17 protein-coding genes are annotated in these 17,244 nt (G+C 63.9%); 12 read left to right on the top strand and 5 right to left on the bottom strand.

The genetic code is table 11. The features are described from left to right. Positions 1-54 precede the first annotated feature (54 nt). From JOD78_RS27575 to JOD78_RS27565, 3 genes are read left to right on the top strand one after another with little or no spacing between them, the layout of a single operon-like run. Entirely contained in the window at positions 55-972 is a 918-nt protein-coding gene (locus tag JOD78_RS27575; RefSeq protein ID WP_209570120.1) for an alpha/beta hydrolase, read from the top strand. 35 nt (positions 973-1,007) lie between these two features. Next, positions 1,008-2,102 (top strand): mandelate racemase/muconate lactonizing enzyme family protein, encoded by a 1,095-nt coding sequence (locus tag JOD78_RS27570; RefSeq protein ID WP_209570119.1) that lies wholly within the window; start codon positions 1,008-1,010, stop codon positions 2,100-2,102. A gap of 11 nt (positions 2,103-2,113) precedes the next feature. Continuing rightward, positions 2,114-2,938, top strand: a complete 825-nt coding sequence (locus tag JOD78_RS27565) for an NAD(P)-dependent oxidoreductase (protein WP_209570118.1) — start codon at positions 2,114-2,116, stop codon at positions 2,936-2,938. 160 nt (positions 2,939-3,098) lie between these two features. On the opposite strand, the gene JOD78_RS27560 is transcribed toward JOD78_RS27565, so the two are convergent. From JOD78_RS27560 to JOD78_RS27545, 4 genes are read right to left on the bottom strand one after another with little or no spacing between them, the layout of a single operon-like run. Beyond that, the gene (locus JOD78_RS27560) at positions 3,099-3,908 is read right to left on the bottom strand and encodes a transporter substrate-binding domain-containing protein (protein WP_209570117.1); all 810 of its coding nucleotides are present in this window, start codon (positions 3,906-3,908) and stop codon (positions 3,099-3,101) included. Positions 3,909-3,963: 55 nt separating this feature from the next. Continuing rightward, a complete protein-coding gene (locus JOD78_RS27555; RefSeq protein WP_209570116.1) occupies positions 3,964-4,686 on the bottom strand; it encodes an amino acid ABC transporter ATP-binding protein in 723 nt (240 codons plus the stop codon). Further along, the gene (locus JOD78_RS27550) at positions 4,670-5,317 is read right to left on the bottom strand and encodes an amino acid ABC transporter permease (protein WP_209570115.1); all 648 of its coding nucleotides are present in this window, start codon (positions 5,315-5,317) and stop codon (positions 4,670-4,672) included. Before JOD78_RS27550 ends, JOD78_RS27555 begins: the two co-directional genes overlap by 17 nt. 16 nt (positions 5,318-5,333) lie before the next feature. After that, a complete protein-coding gene (locus JOD78_RS27545; RefSeq protein WP_209570113.1) occupies positions 5,334-6,014 on the bottom strand; it encodes an amino acid ABC transporter permease in 681 nt (226 codons plus the stop codon). A 377-nt stretch (positions 6,015-6,391) separates the two neighbouring features. Between JOD78_RS27545 and JOD78_RS27540 the strand changes: the two genes are divergently transcribed. The 5 genes from JOD78_RS27540 (at position 6,392) to JOD78_RS27520 (ending at position 10,707) form a co-directional block, all read left to right on the top strand. Then, positions 6,392-6,865, top strand: a complete 474-nt coding sequence (locus JOD78_RS27540; RefSeq protein ID WP_209570111.1) for a nuclear transport factor 2 family protein — start codon at positions 6,392-6,394, stop codon at positions 6,863-6,865. Next, positions 6,865-7,161, top strand: coding sequence for a Dabb family protein (locus JOD78_RS27535; RefSeq protein WP_209570193.1), 297 nt, complete (start codon positions 6,865-6,867; stop codon positions 7,159-7,161). The genes JOD78_RS27540 and JOD78_RS27535 overlap by 1 nt, the downstream gene beginning before the upstream one ends. A 149-nt stretch (positions 7,162-7,310) precedes the next feature. Then, complete coding sequence (locus JOD78_RS27530) at positions 7,311-8,594, top strand: MFS transporter (protein WP_209570108.1); 1,284 nt, start codon at positions 7,311-7,313, stop codon at positions 8,592-8,594. 177 nt (positions 8,595-8,771) lie between these two features. After that, positions 8,772-9,812 carry a porin gene (locus tag JOD78_RS27525; RefSeq protein ID WP_209570106.1) on the top strand — a complete coding sequence of 347 codons (1,041 nt, stop codon included), beginning with the start codon at positions 8,772-8,774 and terminating at the stop codon, positions 9,810-9,812. Between the two features lies 1 nt (position 9,813). Next, positions 9,814-10,707 carry a hypothetical protein gene (locus JOD78_RS27520; RefSeq protein WP_209570104.1) on the top strand — a complete coding sequence of 298 codons (894 nt, stop codon included), beginning with the start codon at positions 9,814-9,816 and terminating at the stop codon, positions 10,705-10,707. A 31-nt stretch (positions 10,708-10,738) separates the two neighbouring features. Here JOD78_RS27520 and JOD78_RS27515 read toward each other — a convergent pair whose 3' ends face one another. Next, on the bottom strand, positions 10,739-11,746 hold the full coding sequence (locus JOD78_RS27515; RefSeq protein WP_209570102.1) for a LacI family DNA-binding transcriptional regulator: 1,008 nt from the start codon (positions 11,744-11,746) through the stop codon (positions 10,739-10,741). A 229-nt stretch (positions 11,747-11,975) separates the two neighbouring features. On the opposite strand from JOD78_RS27515, the gene JOD78_RS27510 reads away from it, so the two are divergent. The 4 genes from JOD78_RS27510 to JOD78_RS27495 all read left to right on the top strand — a co-directional run bounded on the left by JOD78_RS27510 (position 11,976) and on the right by JOD78_RS27495 (position 17,244). Beyond that, the gene (locus JOD78_RS27510) at positions 11,976-13,169 is read left to right on the top strand and encodes a mandelate racemase/muconate lactonizing enzyme family protein (RefSeq protein ID WP_209570100.1); all 1,194 of its coding nucleotides are present in this window, start codon (positions 11,976-11,978) and stop codon (positions 13,167-13,169) included. Between the two features lie 79 nt (positions 13,170-13,248). Next, positions 13,249-14,625 (top strand): MFS transporter, encoded by a 1,377-nt coding sequence (locus tag JOD78_RS27505; protein WP_209570098.1) that lies wholly within the window; start codon positions 13,249-13,251, stop codon positions 14,623-14,625. 170 nt (positions 14,626-14,795) lie between these two features. Then, the gene (locus JOD78_RS27500; protein ID WP_209570096.1) at positions 14,796-15,581 is read left to right on the top strand and encodes a ribonuclease activity regulator RraA; all 786 of its coding nucleotides are present in this window, start codon (positions 14,796-14,798) and stop codon (positions 15,579-15,581) included. Between the two features lie 73 nt (positions 15,582-15,654). Next, positions 15,655-17,244 (top strand): aldehyde dehydrogenase (NADP(+)), encoded by a 1,590-nt coding sequence (locus JOD78_RS27495; protein WP_209570094.1) that lies wholly within the window; start codon positions 15,655-15,657, stop codon positions 17,242-17,244.

Genomic DNA, 17,244 nt, shown 5'->3' with positions numbered 1-17,244 from the left:
GTTGCGCGGTGCAGCAATCTATGACAAGCCCAGAGACCAGTGCAGGAAATCGACGTGCCACTACATCCCCATTTGGAAACCATGATTGCAGAGCGCCGGCAAGCTGCGGCAGGCGCCGTGGCTCCTGCGCGTTCAGCCCAGGCGGCCCGCGCCGGCATTGCCGCGCGTCGCCAGTCCTGGGGCGCCGGCCCCGCAGTGGGTGAGATCAGCGAGCTGACGTTGCCCAGTCGCGGCGGGCCTATGACGGTGCGTCGCTATCGCCCGGAAGGTGGCGCGCGCGGCCGGCTCTTGTGGCTGCATGGCGGTGGCTGGGTGGCCGGCAGTCTGGTCGACTATGATCCCTTTGTCCGCGCCATCTGCCAGGCCACCCGCTGCGAGGTGCTGGTGCCGGACTACCGGCTGGCACCCGAATATCCCTTCCCGGCGGCGTTGGAAGACGGCGAAGATGTACTGGCCTGGCTCACGAGGCTCACCGATGGTCTGCCGCTGCTGATCGGCGGCGACAGTGCCGGCGGCAACCTCGCCGCCGTGTTGGCCCAGCAGGCCAGGGGACGGGTGGTTTTACTGGGCCAGTTGCTACTCAGTCCGGTGACCGATTGCGATACCGAGACAGAAAGCTACCGCGAGAGCGGAAGCGGCTATCTCCTCGATACCGCCGAGATGCAATGGCTCTGGCAGCAGTATGTCCCGAATGGGACGCTCGAGTCGCCGCGCGTCTCACCGCTGCGTGCGCGCTCGCTAGCCGGCGTGGCGCCGGCCTGGGTTGTCGGCGCGCAATATGATGTGCTGCGTGACGATGCACGTCGCTATGCCCGCAAGCTGGGTTGGCATGGCGTCCGTCATCGTTACAGCGAATACGCGGGCATGACACACAATTTCGGTCCCATGATGAACATACTAGAACCGGCCCGCCAGCTCCTGCAGGAGATGGATGAGGTGGTCGGTAGGATGATTGCCGGGACGTCGCTGTGAGCCGCTCAGTCAGATTTGGTGTTTGAGGAGAAGAAATGAAGATCAATGCAATCGACGTCATCGAATTGGTAATTCCCTTCGATGATGGCGGACGCGGCATGGGCATCACGCCAGGTCGCTGGGACTCGGTGGATTCGGTACTGATCCGCATCGAGACCGATACCGGACTGGTAGGCTGGGGCGACTGCTTCTCCTACGTCTGCCGTACGGCCACTGCGGCAGCCGCGCGCGACATGATCCGGCCCATGCTGCTGGGCCGCGAGCTCGATGCTACCCCGGAGAAGCTCAACCACGAATTGCAAAAGCGGCTGCACATCTTCGGTCGCTATGGCGTGACGCTATTTGCCATCTCTGGCTTTGATATTGCGCTCTGGGATATCGCTGCACAGCATGCTGGCAAGCCCCTGCATGCGCTGCTGGGCCAAGCGTGGCGCGATCAGGTGGAAGCCTACGCCAGCCTGGTGCGCTATGCCGATGTCGAGTTGGTGCAGCATTTCTGCAGGCAGGCCGTGCAGCAGGGCTACCGCAATATCAAGCTGCATGAGATTGACCCGGAGGTCATCCGCGCCGCGCGCCGGGCCAGCGGTCCCGAGGTGGGTATCTCGGTGGACGTGAACTGTGCCTGGGATGCCGAACAGGCGCGCGAACGCCTCGCCGTGATGCGTGAGATCGACGCGGCCTGGCTGGAGGAACCCGTGTTTCCGCCAGAAGACTTCGAGACCTTGGCGGCGCTCAATGCCGAGTTTGCGCTGGGCGCGGGCGAGAACGCCTGCACCCGCCACGAGTTCAGGAAGATGATGCAAGCCGGGGCCGTACGTTATCCCCAGCCGTCGGTGATCAAGGTCGGTGGCGTGAGCGAATTCATGGCCGTGGCACACGAGGCGCAAGAACATGGTCTGTCGGTCATGCCGCACTCGCCGTATTTCGGTCCCGGCTATTTTGCCACCCTGCATCTTGCTGCCGTGCTACATGGCGCACCGCTGTTCGAACACCTGTATGTCACGCTGGAAGGCGACCTGGCGCAGGGCGGCACGCCGCTGCCAGTCGATGGCCGTGTCACTATTCCGCAAACACCTGGCCTGGGCTTCATCCCTGACCCGGCCATCCTGCAACGTTACCGTATCGCCTGAGAGGATTGTTCATGAAAACCATCGCCATTACCGGCGCCGCCGGCAGTGTCGGCACCGGGCTGCGCGCCCCGCTGCTCGCCCTGGGTTATCGCCTGCTGCTGTTGGACATCCGCGAAATCGCCGACTGTCGCGAGCACGAACAGGCCCGGGTGGTCGACTGCACCGACAAGGACAAGCTGATCGAGGCCTTCAAGGGCGTGGATGGCATTGTCCATCTGTCGGCCTGCACCACTGACGCGGCCTGGGACCAGCAGGTCAAGCTCTCCGTGGAAGGCTGCATCGCCGTCTTCGAGGCCGCCCGCGAAGCGGGTGTACCGCGCATTGCCTATGCCAGTTCCAACCACGTGGTGGGCCTGCATCCGCGCGTGCGAGACATCGATAACCAGGTGCAGATGCGTCCCGATGGCCGCTATGGCGTAGGCAAGGCCTTCGGCGAACTGATGTCCTCGCTGTATGCGTACAAGTTCGGCCTGAAGATCCTGGCCATCCGTATCGGCAATGCCAACGACAAGCCCATCGACCGTCGTCGCCTGGGCAATTGGATCTGGTGGAAGGATCTGGCGCAGCTCATTTCCATCGGCATGGAGCGCGAAGACCTGATCTACGAAGTGGTCTATGGCGTCTCCGACACCACGCGCCGCCAGTTCGACAACAGTCGCGCCTATGCACTGGGCTACCGGCCGGAAGGGCGGCCAGATGAGCATGTCGATGAGGTATATGCCATCGATCCGCCACCGGTCCCGGGCTCGGAGGCCGCACTGGCCCTGCGCGAGACCACCTTCGGTGGCGACTTCTCGCAGTGGGAGTTCGTGGGCAGCCCACAGCGCCTGTATTGAGGCGGGAAACCGGGATGTTGTAACCGGTGCTGCCTGCCATCCCCATGATGGCAAGCACCTTTGATGCGAGGGCTTGCCCTCGTTTTTTTCCTGTTGCTGTCGGGATGAAAAAGGGGCTGCCGTCTTGTGACGGCAGCCCCTGCAGCACGAGCAAGATCGATCAGGCCGCGGCGATGGCCTTCACCAGTGCCGGCGGCAGGTCGGTGCCGTGGGCACGCTTGTAGGCGGCGTTGATGAAGCCATTGGCGGTGTTGGTGGCGATCCACTTGTCCACCCAGGCCTTGAGCGCATCGTCGCCGCGTCGCATGCCCATGCCGTGCAGGCTGGTACGCAGCACGACCTTGGTCTCCATCTGGCGCGCCGGCTGACGCTCATTGATCTTGTCGGTCAGGGTGGAGGATTGAGCTACCAGATCGATCTGGCCGCTCAGGATCGAGGTCATGGTGGTCGATTCATCCTCGAAACGCACGATCTCCACACCAGCCGGGGCGGTGGCGGTGAGGTCAGTGTCCGAGATGGTGCCGCGCGCCACGGCCACCTTCTTGCCCACCAGGTCATTGAGACTCTTGACCTGCAAGGCCTTGGGGCCGGCCACGGTGTTGGTGGTGCCGTCATAAGGATGGGAAAAGCCGATGACCTTGGCGCGCTCGGGCGTAATAGTCATGGCTGCCACCACCAGATCAGCCTTGTTGGTGATGAGCAGCGGCACCCGGTTGGCGCCGTTGGTGGGAATGATCTCCATGGCCACGCCCAGGTCCTTGACCAGCTGGCGGGCGATCTCGTACTCGCAGCCGGCCCACTCCAGCTTGTCGTTCTTGTAGGACCAGGGCGGTACGTTGGGGTCGAGCGCGACGCGGATCTTGCCGCGCTTGCGCACGTCGTCCAATGTATCGGCCATGGCCAGAGGCGCCAGCGTGCCGGCGGCGGCCAGTGCGGCCGAGTGGATAAGGAAATCGCGACGTGACAACATGATGTCTCCCTGATGGATGTTGTGGTGGGTGAAGCAGATAGGGGCCGGGCGTAGTTCAGGCCAGCACGAAGTCGCGCAGCTCCGGCGTGGCAGGCGCGTCCAGGATGGCGGCCGGGCCGCTCTCGTGGACCATGCCGTTGCGCATGTAGATCACCTGGCTGGCAACCTTGCGGGCGAAGGCCATCTCGTGCGTTACCAGGACCATGGTCATGCCTTCGGCGGCCAGCTCTTCCATCACGCGCAGTACTTCGCCGGTCAGTTGCGGGTCTAGTGCCGAGGTGACTTCATCGAAGAGCATCAGCTTGGGTTCCATGGCCAGGCTGCGGGCAATGGCCACGCGCTGCTGCTGGCCGCCGGAGAGCTGCTGCGGGTAGGCATCGAGCTTGGCACCCAGGCCGACCTTGGCGAGCACGCCCTGGGCGATCTCGTTGGCTTGCGTCGCCTTCATGCGCTTGACCGACTTGAGCGCCAGGGTCACGTTCTGTTGCACCGTCAGGTGCGGGAACAGGTTGTAGCTCTGGAAGACGATGCCCACATCGCGGCGCAACGCCTTGCGGTCCACGTGGGGCGCATGCAGTGCATGGTCGCACACGGACAACTGGCCGGCGTCGATGCTTTCCAGCCAGCCCATGCAACGCAGGGTGGTGCTCTTGCCGGAACCGCTCTGGCCGATGATGGCGACGACTTCGCCGCGATGGATCTGCATGTCCACGCCGGCCAGCACCTGGTTGGTGCCGAAGGCCTTGCGCACGCCTTGCATCTTAACGACTGCTGACATTGAGTTTCCTTTCCAGTGCACGTGCCTGCATCGACAGGGGATAGCAGACCGCGAAATACAAGAGTCCTGCCAGGCCGAAATAGATGAACGGCTGGAAGGTAGCGTTGTTGATGACCTTGGCGTTGTAGCTGAGCTCGGCAAAGCCCACCACCAGCGAGGCCGTTGAAGTGTTCTTGACGATCTGCACCATGAAGCCCACCGTGGGCGGCATGGCCAGGCGCAGTCCTTGCGGCAGGATCACCTGGCGCATGCGCTGCCAGCGCGACAGACCCAGGCATTCGGCCGCTTCCCACTGGGCACGCGGGACCGATTGCAGACAGCCGCGCCAGATATCGGCCAGATAGGCGCTGGCATAGATGGACATGGCCAGGGTCGCGGCCGACAGGGGCGCCACCGCATCCATGCCCAGCAGGTCGGGACCGAAGAAGCACAGTCCCATGAGTACCAGCAACGGTGTGCCCTGCACCAACTGGATGTAGAGCGAGGCGGCGCCGCGCACGACTGCGTTGGCGGAGATGCGTGCCAGGCAGAGAACGAATCCCAATGCGCCACCGCAGGCGAAGGTCAGTACCGAGAGCAGGACCGTGCCAAGCAGGCCTTGCAATAGCGACGTGAGGAGGATCGAATTCATGATGATGTGCTTCTCCTCAGGCATTGCCCAGCTTGCGCCGGCGCGGGAACAGCAGCATGCCCAGGAGCGCAAAGCCGATCTTGAGCAACAGCGCCAGCGCCAGGTAGATCGCCCCCAGCACCACGAAGACCTCGAAGTTCCGATAGGTCAGGCTTTGTACACGATTGGAGACCCCAAACAGTTCTTCCACCCCCACGGCGGAGAGGATGCTTGACCCCAGCATCAGCAAGACATACTGGCTGACCAGTGCCGGATAGACCTTTTCCATGGCCGGCTGCAGGATCACGTGCAGGTAGATTTGCCAGCGCGACAGGCCCAGGCAATCGGCTGCTTCGATCTGGCCCGGATGGATGGCATCCATGCCGGCGCGCATGATCTCGCTGGTGTATGCACTGATATTGACCACCAAGGCAATGGTGGCACCCATCAGGATCGGTACCCGTACACCGCTGCTGGCCAGGCCGAAGATGAGGAAGTAGGCCTGGATCAGCAGGGGCGTATTGCGGATCACCTCGACATAGGCGCCCAGCAGCTTGCGCAGCCAGGCCGGGCCATTGCCACGCCCGATGGCGCACAGGGTGCCGCCGATGAATCCGAGCAGGATGGCCAGCAGGATCATCTGCACCGTCACCCACGCACCGCGCAGGAAGATAGGCCATTGTTCCATTACTGTCTGGAAATCGAATTGATAGCTCATGGCGCCTCTCCACGTTGCGGCGGCGGGTTCGACCCGTCGCCGGACGTAGCACGCCATGCTGCGGCGGGGGCAGTCATGTGAGTCTCCGGATTGAAATGATTGTTGGATGTCGAGCGATTCTAGGGAGCGCAAGCTTGTCCGGCCAGTGGCCCGGGACAGTGACTGCACCTCACTATTCCAATGGGTGGGACCCGGCGTGCAACAGGGGAGGCGGGACGTGGAGGATGAGCGGCTTCGTTCCAGTGAGTGGGATGAGGACGGTTTTTGCGTCGGCAGGACGGTTCCCGGCTCGCAATTGCTTCACTACTATCGACCTTGCATACCGGTTGCCACGACCTCCATGTCGCTGCACCGGTCAACGATTCCAAGGAAACCCCATGACCCAGCCCACCCACGAGACACAACAGCGCTATGCGGCCCTGATCCGCCGTTACTTCGATGCCTGCAACGCCGCCGACTACCAGGCGCTGGTATCCTGCTTCACCCCGGATGCGGTGCATTACTTTCCCTCCGGCTTGCCCGAGATCCCCTGGCGCAGCGCCGATACCATCGCCCTCAAATGGGTCTGGTGCGTGGAAAACCTGGGATCGCAATGGACCATCGAGAAGATCCTGGTCAGCCACGACAGCCATGAAGCCGTGATCGAGTGGACCCACTGGAAGGGCAAGCTGGGCACGGCCCTGCGCGGCGATGAATGGTATATCTTCGACCAGGACAGCGGGCTGATCAAGGAAATCCGTGCCTTCTACGCCTCGCCGGCCGACAAGGAAGTGGCCATCAACCAGTTGGTCGATTTCGACTACGCCGGTCGCGGTTATCACCTGGGGCCGGCCAAGCAGGGGGCCAAGTGATGATGCGCCATGTGGTGATGTTCCGCCGCCTGGCGGCGGTGGAGAAGGATATGGCCCGCCAGGCGGAACTGGCCGAGCGCATGCGCGTGCTGGTCGGGGAGATCGACTTCATCCGCGACTGGAAGGTCTCAGCCAACGTGCTGGATCGCTCGATCTGCTGGGACTACCTGCTGGAGTCGTCCTTCGATGACGCCGATGCCGTGCAGCGCTACCTGGTACATCCGGCACATGTGGCCCTGATCCAGGACCTGAAACAGTATTTCGAGTGGGCAGCGGTAGACTACGTCCAATCCTGATCGGTGACCTCGCATTCATGGCGACGCACATCACGCATTATTTATCCAGACCGGCCGGCGCGACGCCAGGCTGGCTTTAGTTCAGCCGCACCCCCTGGTGGGCAGGCGGCCATGCCGGCGGCTCGATTCGCCCGGCAACGGAGACAGACATGAAGACAAGCAAATATCGCTGGGCGATCCTGGCCCTGCTGACCCTGGCGATGATGATCAACTACATGGATCGTGCCGCGCTGTCGGTGGCGATTCCCTTCATCACCAAGGACTTCCACCTCACTGCCGCCGAGAAGGGGCTGATATTCAGCTGCTTCTTCATCGGCTATGCGGCCTTCAATTTCATTGGCGGTTATCTATCGGACCGTTTCGGCCCCAAGAGCGTGTTCACCTGGTCCATGGTGATCTGGTCGCTGCTGTGCGGCGCGACCGCCGGGGTGTTCAACTTCTGGTCGCTGCTGGCGGCACGGGTGTTGTTCGGGCTGGGGGAAGGACCGGTCTCGGCCATTTCCAACAAGACCATCAATAACTGGTTCCCGGTGCGCGAGCGCGCTCGCGCCATCGGCATCAACCAGGCCGGCGGTCCCATCGGTGGTGCATTAGCCGGTCCCGTGGTGGGCCTGTTGGCACTGTGGCTGGGCTGGCGCACGGCCTTCGTCATCATTGCCCTACTGGGCCTGCTGTGGGCGCTGGTGTGGCATCGCATGTCGCGTGACCTGCCTGCCCAGAGCGAGCATGTGAGCCCGGCCGAGTTGCAGCTGATCAATGCAGAGCGTCAGAGCGTAGCCGCAACGTCCGATGCAGAGAAGGCCAACCTGTTGACCATCATCACCCAGCGTGAAGTGCTGGTCACCGGTGGCGCGCTGTTCTGCTACAACTACATCCTGTTCTTCTTCATGACCTGGTTCCCCAGCTACCTGATCGACGCACGCGGCGTGAGCCTGAAGGAGATGAGTTTCTTCTCGGCGCTGCCCTGGCTGATGGGCGCGCTCGGCTTCCTGTGCGGCGGCTGGCTTATCGACACGCTCTATCGCATCACCGGCAAGCTGCTGTTCTCGCGCAAGGTGGTGCTGGTGTGCAGCCTGCTGACCTCGTCGTTGTGTATCGGCGTGGTCGGTCTCATCGACGACACCATGCAGATCGTGGCGGTGATGACCCTGGCCATCGGCGCCTTGATGCTCGCCGGTCCCGGCTTCTGGGCCTTGATCCAAGACAGCGTGGCACCTTCGTGCATGGGGACCGCAGGCGGCTTCATGCATATGCTCTCCAACCTGTCGGGCATCATCGCCCCGGCGGCGACGGGCTTCATCATCCAGAGCGCCAAGACCTATACCGGTGGCTTTGTCCTGGCAGCAGTACTGGGACTGGTGGGCGCGCTGGTCATCGTGATCTTTATCCACCAGCGGCCTCCATCGGCCATGCCGGTGGTCAAGCCGGCCTGATTCCTTCCGGGCGGTTCTTTCCTCGCATTACGTCTTGATGCCGGCGCGTGGCGCCGGCAGCTGGCGCACGGCCGTGCGCAGCGGCTGGTGCCTGCCCGTCGCCTGCGCACGACCACCCTCGGGAGTCCGGTATGGGGCCGGCCTCCCCACATTCACAATCACAACAAGGGAGATGGCATGAAACGTTACATCATTGGAGCATCAATGGCAGGCATGGCCGCACTGGGCACGGGCATAGCCCAGGCACAGTCGTCGGTGACGATCTATGGCTTGCTCGACACCGGCTTTACCCACGAGTCGGGCGGTGCCGGTGGTTCCATCAACAAGATCTCCAGCGGCATCTTCAACGGCTCGCGCATCGGCTTCAAGGGGGCGGAAGACCTGGGTGGCGGGCTCTCGGCGGTATTCCTGCTGGAGAGCGGGTTCCAGGTCGATACCGGTGCCATGGGGCAGGGCGGATTGCTGTTCGGCCGCCAGTCCTATGTCGGTCTCAATGGCGACTTCGGCAGCGTGCGCGTGGGTCGTCAGTACACCCCCTTCGATGTACTGGCCGGTACCTCCGATCCCTTCTTTGCAGGATCGGCTGCGCGCATGACCAACCTGTTCGGCGAGAACTATGTGGGTGGCATCAACGGCTACTACAACAACCGCATCAACAATAGCGTGACCTGGAGTTCACCGGTCTTCGGCGGCTACTCGGGAGACGTCGGCTATGGCTTTGGCGAGACCGCCGGCAACATGGCCGCCGCCCGCTACGTGGGTGCCTCCTTCGGTTATGCCTCGGGACCGCTCTACCTGCGTGTAGCGCACCAGAACATCAACACCGTCAACGACGATGGCGCGGCCAAGAACACCGGCTTTGGTGCCTACTACGATTTCGGCGTGCTGCGCCTGCATGGGGCTGCGGCCATCAACAAGAGCACCGCTGCCGGCGTGACCACGGTGGACAGCCGCGACCTGATGGTGGGTGCGGTGATCCCGGCAGGTATCGGACGGGTGATGGTGTCCTACGTCAGGAAGCGCGACCGGCTGGCCGCCGCCCAGCACGCCAGCCAGGTTGGCCTGGGTTACATCTACCCGATGTCCAAGCGCACCGACCTGTTTGCCGCCTATGGCCGTATCAACAACAGCAACGGCGCCAGCTACAAGGTGGGTAATGCCATCGAGGTCGGTTCGGGCAACCAGGCCTGGAACCTGGGCATCCAGCACCGCTTCTGAGATGGACACGCGGATCCTGGAAAACGCCAGCCTGCGCGCCGAATTCCTGCCGGAGTTCGGTGGCCGCATGGCGCGCCTGCTGTTCAAGGGCCCACCGGGGGGCCAGCGCGAGGTGTTGCAGCCCTATGTACAGACCAGCTTCGATGCGCTGGCCTGGCCCAAGTGCGGCATGTATCCGCTGGCGCCCTATTCCAACCGTATCCGCGATGCACGCCTGCCCTTCGCGGGGCAGGTGCATGTGCTGCCGCCGCATCCGGCGGCCTCGCCGCATACCCTGCATGGCTGCGCCCATACACTGGCCTGGCGGGTGAGTGCGCAAGACCCCCGCCTGCTGGAGATGGACGTGCACTACACCGGGCCGCACTGGCCCTGGCCCTTGTATTGCCGGCAGCGTGTGGTCATCGGAGACGGCTGGCTGGAATGCACCCTGGAGGTTCGCAATCTGAATGCTACGCGCAGCATGCCCGTCGGTGGCGGCCTGCATCCTTTCCTCAGCGCAGATGGACTGCGTGAGATGTGCTTTGTCGCCGGACGACGCTGGCAGCATGATGCGCAATGCCTGCCCGATGGGCTGAGCACACCGCTGCTGGGAGGGCAACGCTGGTCGCCGTCCATGGCCGATGAGGCGGAGCAGCTGGGCTATTTCTCGCAATGGGATGGCCAGATGCAATTGCAATACGACCAGGGAATACTGCAGCTGTCGGCCGGCCAGGGGCTGTCGCATCTGGTGATGTTCATCCCGCGTGGCGCGCCCTATGTCTGTGTGGAGCCGGTATCGCATCTGGCCAATGCCTTTGCCATGCCGCAGCTGGATCCTCGTGACAGTGGCGTGGCGCTGGCAGCACCCGGCCAGTCGGTGCGCTACACCATGCGCCTGGCCTGGCAGCCGAACTGAGGCGGAGCCAGGTGCAGGTGCGCGGGCATCGTCAGGCGCTTTCGCGTGGTACCACCGTAAAACCGAGGTCGACGGTACTGGCCGACGGATCACCGGCCAACCGGCGCAGCAGCAATTCGGCCGCCACTTCACCCATACGGCGGCGCGGCACGCTCACCGTGGTCAGGCGGGGCCAGCACGCTCCTGCCACCGGGAGGTCGCCGAAACCCATCACCGCCATCTGTTGTGGCACCTTCAGGCGCAACCGCTGACATTCGAACAACAAGGCTGCGGCCAGCAGATCGTTGTTGCAGAACACGGCCGTCATCGCCGGCGCGTGGCGGCGCAAGTCGGCCAGCTGGGCGGCAGCGGTATCGGCACCGGCCGGCGGCGGCGCCAGCGAGACCACCACCTGTCCTCCCACGGCAGAAAAGGCGCGGCGAAAACCCTTGAGCCGCAGGCGCGAGCGACGCTCGTCGGCACCGATGAATCCCACCACACGGTGCCCCTGGCCGGCCAGGTAGACGCCGGCCTTGTGACCGGCATCGGCGTTGGAGAAACCGACCTGCATGTCGATCGCCGCCGAGGAGAAATCCCAGGTCTGTACCACCGGCAGGACGGCACGACGCAGCTTGTCGGCCACGTCCTCGTTGGTGATCCCCATGAGTGCCATGCCATCCACACGCCGGCCGAGGAAGGTATCGACGATACGTATCTCGTCGGCGGCGCAATAGTTGGTCTGCGCCAACAGGACCTGATAGCCGCGCGCATTCAGGGCCAGGCTCATGGCCTCGATGGTTTCCGAGAACACCAGGTTGGAGAGGGTGGGCACCATGGCTGCGATGGTGCGTGAGCGGTTCGAGGCCAGGCCGCCGGCCAGCTGGTTGGGCACGTAGCCGAGCGTGTCGATGGCGGCGCGCACGGCGGCCAGCGTGGCCGGTGCCACCTTGTCAGGCTGATTCACGGCGCGCGAGACCGTCACCAGCGAGACGCCGGCGATGCGGGCCACGTCGCTCATGCGCATGGGGCCGTCGGGCGGGGTGATGGCGGAAGCTTTCATGGCGGGGCTGTTCTGTGGGTTCATCAAGACAAGGCTTGCCATCATAACGCGGCACTTGTCGGCAACGTTCCAGAGCGTGGGAAATACCCGTCCGTGCGTGGCGCGATGGCGTGGGCAACGCCTTGCGCCAGGGTGAGCGGGGATTGATGATGAAAGCGCTTTCATCGGCGCCACAACAGGTGTGGTGCCGCTCCGGTTTCTTTCTCCCGTCTCATTTTCAAGGAATAGCATGTCCGTCGAATCCAATATCGTCTCCTACGCCAAGGTTGCCGCCGATGCCCGTACCGCCGCCGAGTCTGGCGACCGCATCGAGTGGGTCAAGGTCTCGCTGATCTATCTGCCACTGGCAACGCCGGTCTCCGATGCCAAGGTGCTGACCGGGCGCCAGAAGCCGCTCACCGAGATCGCCTTCATCTTTGCCGAGATCCGCACCCGTGACGGTCATGAGGGGATCGGTTTCGGCTACTCCAAGCGTGCCGGTGGTCCGGGCATGTATGCCCATGCCAAGGAGATCGCTCCCAACCTGCTGGGTGAGGATCCCAGCGACATCTCCCGGATCTTTACCAAGCTGTTGTGGGCCGGCGCCTCCATGGGGCGCAGCGGCCTGACCACGCAGGCCATCGCGCCATTCGACATTGCCCTGTGGGATCTCAAGGCCAAGCGTGCCGGCTTGCCGCTGGCCAAGCTGCTGGGGGCGCATCGTGATTCGGTGCAGTGCTACAACACCTCGGGTGGCTATTTGCATACACCGCTGGAGCAGGTGCTCAAGAACGTGGCGATCTCGCGCGAGAGTGGTATCGGCGGCATCAAGCTCAAGGTCGGCCAGCCGGACCTGGCCATCGATATCGGCCGCGTGGGCGAGGTCCGCAAGCTCCTGGGCGAGGGCTTCCCCCTGATGGTCGATGCCAACCAGCAATGGGACCGACAGCAGGCCACGCGCGCCTGCCGCGCCCTCGAACAGTTCGACCTGACCTGGATCGAGGAACCGCTGGACGCCTACGACTTCGAGGGCCATGCGCAACTGGCCAATCGTTTCGACACCGCCATCGCCACTGGCGAGATGCTCACCAGCGCGGGTGAGCATGCACAGCTGATCCTGGCCGAAGGCAGTGACTTCATCCAGCCCGATGCGCCGCGCGTGGGGGGGATCACGCCTTTCCTGGAGATCATGGCGCTGGGCGCGCTCAAGGGACGCAAGCTGGCGCCTCACTTCGCCATGGAAATCCACCTGCACCTGGCCGCCGCCTATCCGATCGAGCCTTGGCTGGAGCACTTCGAATGGCTGGGCCCGATGTTCAACGAGCAGATGCAGCTCAAGAACGGCCGCATGTACGTGTCGGATCGCCCTGGCCTGGGCTTCTCCCTGTCCGAGCAGGCGTTGCACTGGCGCGCTGACGCCGCCGAGTTCGGCAAGGCGCCCTGAGGCGTTGAACCGCGTTGGCGCGGCCCGCCGGCAGGCAGGGCCGCGCATCCCAGGACCATAACAATCAAGGAGACCCACGATGCCACGTACGCGGCAGCGCTATTTCATCCTGGCTTTGATCACCATCGTGCTGGCCTTCAGTACCGGAGACCGGGCCACGCTTTCCATCGCAGGATCGGGCATGTCCCGGGAACTGGGGCTGGACCCGGTACAGATGGGCTGGCTGTTCTCGGCCTTTGCCTGGGCCTATGTGATGGCCCATATTCCTGCCGGCTGGCTGGTGGACCGTTTCGGTGTCAGGCTCACCGTCATGGCCGGGCTGCTTGCCTGGTCGCTGTGTACCATGTTCATGGGGGCGGCAGCGTGGTTCGTGCAGGTATTCGCGGCATTGCTGGTGCTGCGCTTCCTGCTGGGGACCTTCGAGGCGCCGGTCGGGCCGGCGTCGGCGCGAGTGATCGCTGCGTGGTTTCCGGCCACCGAGCGTGGCCTGGCGGGGGCGATCTTCAATAGCGCCCAGTACGTCTCGCTGGCACTGTTCACGCCGCTAATGGGCTGGCTGGACCATCGCTTTGGCTGGGAGCACGTGTTTTCCGTCATGGGCGCGCTGGGCCTGCTGCTGGCCGTGCTGTGGTGGTTTGCCTATGCGCCGCCGTCGACGCACAAGCGTATCAATGCCGAGGAACTGGACTACATCCGCCAGGGCGGCGGCCTGGTGGAGCTGGGTGCTTCCCACGCCGTACGCGGCATACCGCCGGCGCCACCACCGCCGACGCTGGCCAGCGTGCTCGGGCTCCTGCGCAGCCGCATGCTGGCAGGCATCTTCCTGTCGCAATACTGCATCTCGGCCATCACCTGGTTCTTCGTTTCGTGGTTCCCGACCTATCTGGTCAAGGATCGGGGCATGAGCATTCTCACCGCCGGGGTGGTCGCGTCAATCCCGGCCCTGTGCGGATTCTTCGGCGGCGTGGCCTCCGGCTATGTGAGCGACCATTTGTACCGCCGCACCGGCTCGCTGACCATCGCCCGCAAGATTCCCATCATCTGCGGCATGCTGCTTACCTCAGCCATGATCGGCTGCAACTTCGTCACGGCCGACTGGATGGTGATCGCCCTGATGTCGCTGGCCTTCATGGGCAAGGGCTGTGGCTCGCTGGGCTGGGCGGTGGTGGCCGATACCGCGCCCAGGAGCATGATCGGACTGACCGGCGGTGTCTTCAATGCCATCGGGAATACCGCCGGCATCACCACGCCCCTGATCATCGGCCTGATCCTGGGACGCACCGGTTCGTTCTACTGGGCACTGGTGTTTGTCGGATGCCATGGCCTGGTCGCGGTCCTGAGTTACTTGTTCGTGGTGGGTCGCATCGAGCGCTTCGATCCGGGTCTGCCCGCCGATGCGGCCACGGCAGCGGCACGGCCAGATCTCATGCCGCAGGGCCGTACCGATCATCCATGACGAAACCCGCAATCCCAGTTACTGGAACAGCCGGTCCAAGTCGCCAGCACTGCCTGTTGTGGCTGGCGACCCTGATTCACTAAGATTTTACCCATCCGGTCCTGGCAGGGCGCCACAGTTGCCTGCCTCGCCCAGACCATTTGCCTGCTCATTCAATGGAACGTCCCACTATGAACGCCATCACTCCGCCGCCGCTGGACAGCATCCCCCAACTGGCTCCCGCTCCCCATGTGTCCGATTCGGTGCTGGAGCGCCTGGCCAAGGTCACCAGCGGTTCGCTGACCACCCAGCTCTACATCAAGGGCATCCGCCAGCCGGTACTGCACGGCTTGACGCCGGTGAACAAGAACATCAAGCCCTTCGCCGGCCGTGCCTACACCATGCGTTTCATCCCGGCACGCGAGGATGTCGACAACTACGCCAACCTGACCGTCAAGCCTGATGCCAACAACCTGCAATGGGTGGGCGTGGAGCAGATCGAACCTGGTCATGTGCTGGTCATCGACAGCAATCGCGACGGCCGTGCCGCGTCGATGGGCAACATGCTGATCACCCGCATGATGAAGCGCGGTGCCCGCGCCGTCATTACCGATGGCAGCTTCCGCGACGGCACCGAACTGTCGCAGATGGATTTCCCGATCTGGAGCACCGGCATCACCGCCACCACACGCCTGTCCTATCACCATGTGGCCGATCTGAATGTCCCCATCGGTTGCGCAGGCGTGGCCATCTATCCGGGCGACGTGATCCATGGCGATGGCGACAACATCACTGTCATCCCGGCCCACATGGCAGAAGAAATGGCCGATCTGTGCGAGAAACGAGACGACATCGAAGCCTACCTGGCCCTGCGTGTGCAAGCCGGTGAGCCGCTGTGGGGCCTGTATCCACCCAGCGAGGAAACCCGTGCCCAGTTCCGTGCCTGGGTCGAGGCTGGCCGTCCGGCCGTGAAGTAATCTCCGCTATGCCGGCGTCGTGCCGCCGTCGAGGCAGCATGCGCCGGTTTTTTATTCCTGCAAAGAGAACACCATGGCCATCACTGGCGATATGCTGATCGGTCTGTCTACGGTGCGCGGCACCGAGGGACAGCAACACTCCATCAATCCGGCCACCAACCAGGCCATCCCCATCCCGGCCTTCGGACTGGGTGGCAAGGACGAAGTCGAGCGTGCCGCCACATTGGCGGCACAAGCCTTCGATCCGTATCGCGCGCTGCCGCTGGAAACGCGTGCCCGCTTCCTCGAAGAGATCGCCGAGCAGATCCTGGCGCTGGGTGATGCCCTGATCGACCGGGCACACCAGGAATCGGGCCTGCCGCTGGCACGCCTCCAAGGCGAGCGCGGCCGTACCGTCGGCCAGTTGCGCCTGTTTGCCGCGGTGGTACGCGAAGGCGCCTTCCAGGGCGTGGTGATCGACCAGGCCCAGCCCGAGCGCCAGCCCCTGCCGCGCGCCGACATCCGCCTGCGCAAGATCGGCCTGGGCCCGGTGGCCGTCTTCGGCGCCAGCAATTTCCCGCTGGCGTTCTCGGTGGCCGGCGGTGATACCGCCGCTGCATTGGCGGCGGGTTGCCCGGTCATCGTCAAGGCGCATGGCGCGCATCTGGGCACCTCCGAACTGGTTGGTCGCGCCATCCAGCAGGCGGCACGCAAGCTGGAACTTCCGGACGGCGTGTTTTCATTGCTGGTGGGCGCCGGGCGTCAACTGGGCGAGGCCCTGGTAGCGCATCCCGAGATCAAGGCTGTCGGTTTCACCGGCTCGCGCCAGGGTGGCCTAGCACTGGTGAAGATCGCCAACGCCCGTCCCGAGCCGATTCCGGTCTATGCGGAGATGGCCAGCATCAATCCGGTATATCTGTTCCCGGCAGCACTGGCGGCCCGTGCCGAGGCCATTGGACGCGGTTTTGCTGCGTCGCTGACGATGGGCGCCGGTCAGTTCTGTACCAATCCCGGACTGGTAGTTGCGCAGGACGGCCGCAACCTGGAACGCTTCCTCGCGGCAGCCGCGCAAGCCCTTGGCGAGGCGGCGGCGCAGACCATGCTCACCCCCGGCATCCATGATGCCTATTGCCAGGGCGTGTCACGCCTTGAAGGCCTGGCGGGTGTCGCCCGCGTGGTACAGGGCCGGCCCGCGCTGGGTGAGCATGCTCACAACGCCGCGCAGGCCGCCTTGTACGTGACCGAGGCGCGCCATTTCCTGACCCAGCCGCATCTGCGCGAGGAAATCTTCGGCCCCGCTTCGCTGGTAGTCCGAGTGGCCAATGTGGAAGAGATGATAGCGCTCACGCAGCAACTGGAAGGGCAGCTGACGGCCACTCTGCAGATTGATGAGGATGACCATCTCGCCGCTGGCCGCCTGTTGCCGATCCTGGAGAGAAAGGTCGGACGCATCGTGGCCAATGGCTTCCCCACCGGCGTCGAGGTATGCCATGCAATGGTGCATGGCGGACCGTTCCCGTCGACCTCCAATCCCATGTTCACTTCCGTGGGGTCGACGGCCATCGAGCGCTTCTTGCGACCTGTCGCCTACCAAGACCTGCCAGACGGTTTGCATCCGGCGGCCATCCGCGAGGCCAATCCGCAGCGACTAAGACGCCGTGTAGACGGCGTAGCGGACGCTTGA

Origin of the sequence: Herbaspirillum sp. 1130, from assembly GCF_017833835.1 — a bacterium.
GTDB lineage: Bacteria > Pseudomonadota > Gammaproteobacteria > Burkholderiales > Burkholderiaceae_D > Herbaspirillum > Herbaspirillum huttiense.
The sequence above is the reverse complement of the archived record's forward strand: the minus strand, read 5'-3'. Positions and strand labels throughout refer to the sequence as shown.

What these genes read in the sequence shown, in the direction of transcription:
- JOD78_RS27570 (WP_209570119.1), top strand. Translation starts at nt 1,008, where the DNA reads ATGAAGATCAATGCAATCGACGTCATCGAATTGGTAATTCCCTTCGAT.
- JOD78_RS27565 (WP_209570118.1), top strand. Translation starts at nt 2,114, where the DNA reads ATGAAAACCATCGCCATTACCGGCGCCGCCGGCAGTGTCGGCACCGGG.
- JOD78_RS27560 (WP_209570117.1), bottom strand. Translation starts at nt 3,908, where the DNA reads ATGTTGTCACGTCGCGATTTCCTTATCCACTCGGCCGCACTGGCCGCC.
- JOD78_RS27555 (WP_209570116.1), bottom strand. Translation starts at nt 4,686, where the DNA reads ATGTCAGCAGTCGTTAAGATGCAAGGCGTGCGCAAGGCCTTCGGCACC.
- JOD78_RS27550 (WP_209570115.1), bottom strand. Translation starts at nt 5,317, where the DNA reads ATGAATTCGATCCTCCTCACGTCGCTATTGCAAGGCCTGCTTGGCACG.
- JOD78_RS27545 (WP_209570113.1), bottom strand. Translation starts at nt 6,014, where the DNA reads ATGAGCTATCAATTCGATTTCCAGACAGTAATGGAACAATGGCCTATC.
- JOD78_RS27540 (WP_209570111.1), top strand. Translation starts at nt 6,392, where the DNA reads ATGACCCAGCCCACCCACGAGACACAACAGCGCTATGCGGCCCTGATC.
- JOD78_RS27535 (WP_209570193.1), top strand. Translation starts at nt 6,865, where the DNA reads ATGATGCGCCATGTGGTGATGTTCCGCCGCCTGGCGGCGGTGGAGAAG.
- JOD78_RS27530 (WP_209570108.1), top strand. Translation starts at nt 7,311, where the DNA reads ATGAAGACAAGCAAATATCGCTGGGCGATCCTGGCCCTGCTGACCCTG.
- JOD78_RS27525 (WP_209570106.1), top strand. Translation starts at nt 8,772, where the DNA reads ATGAAACGTTACATCATTGGAGCATCAATGGCAGGCATGGCCGCACTG.
- JOD78_RS27520 (WP_209570104.1), top strand. Translation starts at nt 9,814, where the DNA reads ATGGACACGCGGATCCTGGAAAACGCCAGCCTGCGCGCCGAATTCCTG.
- JOD78_RS27515 (WP_209570102.1), bottom strand. Translation starts at nt 11,746, where the DNA reads ATGAAAGCTTCCGCCATCACCCCGCCCGACGGCCCCATGCGCATGAGC.
- JOD78_RS27510 (WP_209570100.1), top strand. Translation starts at nt 11,976, where the DNA reads ATGTCCGTCGAATCCAATATCGTCTCCTACGCCAAGGTTGCCGCCGAT.
- JOD78_RS27505 (WP_209570098.1), top strand. Translation starts at nt 13,249, where the DNA reads ATGCCACGTACGCGGCAGCGCTATTTCATCCTGGCTTTGATCACCATC.
- JOD78_RS27500 (WP_209570096.1), top strand. Translation starts at nt 14,796, where the DNA reads ATGAACGCCATCACTCCGCCGCCGCTGGACAGCATCCCCCAACTGGCT.
- JOD78_RS27495 (WP_209570094.1), top strand. Translation starts at nt 15,655, where the DNA reads ATGGCCATCACTGGCGATATGCTGATCGGTCTGTCTACGGTGCGCGGC.